The organism is Myxococcaceae bacterium JPH2, from assembly GCA_016458225.1.
In the GTDB taxonomy this organism is placed as follows: Bacteria; Myxococcota; Myxococcia; order Myxococcales; family Myxococcaceae; genus Citreicoccus.
In genome coordinates this window covers 1-1,356 of record JAEMGR010000105.1, presented here as the reverse complement: position 1 = coordinate 1,356, position 1,356 = coordinate 1, and the positions used below count along the sequence as shown (strand labels likewise).

The following is a 1,356-nucleotide window of genomic DNA, read 5'->3' as shown; positions in this document are numbered from 1 at the left end:
GAGAACTCCGCGCGCCGCAGTGCCTCGACCTCGTCCTCCACGTACTCGGGATGGTCGGCCAGGAAGCCCGACTTCAGTGCGCGATAGCTCCGGGCGACGGGGTGCTCGAACTGGGGGCTCCTTTGCATGCCACGACCGTCGACCAACTCTGGCGCCATCGCGCAAAACGAACTCAACGCGTCGAAGTCCGGTAGCGCGGTGACGGCGACGTTCTCCTTGCTCTCCTGGTCGACCGCCCCGCGCAGGAGCCAGGCTTTGACTTGATAGTTCCGGGTTGGGACGCGCAAATGCATTTCGCCGAGAATGGTGTCGAGGTAGGCCTCCCGGGTGGGTGTGTCGGATTGATTGAACTCTTCCAACAAGATACAGGTATTGAAGAGGAACTCTCGTGCGTCCTGGTCTCCTAGGAAGAAGGAGAGGGGGCACGAGGTCGCGATTTCGGCGACGCCTCGGCCGAGCCCCTCCAAGGTGAACGCGCTGGTGATCGCCGTGGGGTCGGTCAGGCTGAGTGCCTTGTCCAGGACGGCAGATGGCGCGCCGAAGAGCCGCTGAGACTCCTGTCGGGCCAGATCGAACAGCTCGTTGTAGTGGAAGACCGTGCCGAAGATTCGCCCGCCTGGGCGGAGCACTCGCTTGAACTCCCGGGCAATCCTCGCCTTGTCGGGGGGGAACATCAGGCCAAAGCCGCAGACGATGAGGTCGAAGCTGTCATTGCCGAATGGCAGGTCGGCCATGTCGACGTCGGCGTGGAAGGCGACGTTCTGGTTGATCTCATCTCCGACCACGCTCTTGCACACGTCGATGGCGGCCCTGGAGAGATCCGTCGCGACCAGTTGCAGGTTCAGCGGCTTGGCCAGGTCCCTGTAGAGGTAGGTCGTGATGCGGCCCGTGCCACAGGCGACCTCGAGGATGCTCGAGACGGGCCGCTCCGGGTGGAGATCCTTTCGAATCTCTCGCACGAGCAACTCCCCATAGGGCTCGAAGAGCTTGGGTCCCAGGACACGGTCATAGAACTCCATGAACGTGCTCAGGCTCCATTTTTGGTCGGAGACGGTCTTGCAGGAATGGGGTGCGGCGATGTGCATGGGCGGGCTCACGCAGTGTCTGGGATATGAGTGCGCTGAGTATTGGAATGCCCTTTTCCGTTTCAGGGTCGCCTTCCAGGGCAGGTGTTCGCCAGTGAACACTGGGTTAAAGTGTGAGTTCGACTGTGCCGGGAAAGCTTGAGCCCCTTTGTGTGCCATCCCGTGTCACACAAGCCTGTCACCGTGGCGGGGCCGCGCGCCGGAGCCTCCGTGGTCGCGAGGACATCCTTCAGCCTCGAGGTCTCGGTGTTCAGCAGGGACTTGGCGAAGA

The 1,356-nt window shown here is 62.3% G+C and carries 1 protein-coding gene; it reads right to left on the bottom strand.

The window, feature by feature from the left end:
* Positions 1–1,085: class I SAM-dependent methyltransferase (locus JGU66_36300; GenBank protein MBJ6766238.1), on the bottom strand; the 1,085-nt coding region annotated here is incomplete at its 3' end.
* Positions 1,086–1,356: the final 271 nt, after the last annotated feature.